We start from the raw sequence: 504 nt of genomic DNA, 5'->3' as shown, positions 1-504 counted from the left end.
CGATCATCAAGGGTGAGCAGGGGAAGGAAACGTTCGGCGATCCCGTCCCTCATGTCATCGGCCCCAGCGGCATTCTGGAAATATCCGAGTGCGATCGCGGCCAGCGTTACCGCATCAGCTTTTTTCCAAATATCACGACCAGTCATGTCAGGGCGCTCTACAGCTCTTACCAGCTCGCGATCGTCGAGCTCGAGGGTTGGCTGACAGCCGAGTGGAACGAGTTTCAACCGCTATGGAAGGAGGCTTCCGAGAGCGGTTTTGTAAAGCGCTTCAACACGTTGCAGGAGGCTCAGTTACGCGGTTTTGAGAACGCCCTGCTCAAGCTATGGGACGACATCAAGCAGATCTTCGATCTGTTGGCGGACCTGCAAGCAAACAGTGAAAAGTTGCTGGAATACCTCACCGAGGCCGAGCTTGAGCAACTGCTGAAAGCTTCCTCGGAGGCGATCGCCAAAGCCCTGATGGTCCTGAGCGATGAGCCCCTGCTCTTCGTCTACACCGCGG

At 56.3% G+C, this 504-nt stretch carries 1 pseudogene; it reads left to right on the top strand.

The annotated features are described in order from the left end of the window. Window positions 1-504 (top strand): annotated as a pseudogene (locus tag HU806_RS26260) (type IV secretion protein Rhs); the annotation flags it as partial.

Source organism: Pseudomonas sp. SWRI154 (assembly GCF_014268645.1).
Lineage (GTDB): Bacteria > Pseudomonadota > Gammaproteobacteria > Pseudomonadales > Pseudomonadaceae > Aquipseudomonas > Aquipseudomonas marvdashtae.
The sequence above is the reverse complement of the archived record's forward strand: the minus strand, read 5'-3'. Positions and strand labels throughout refer to the sequence as shown.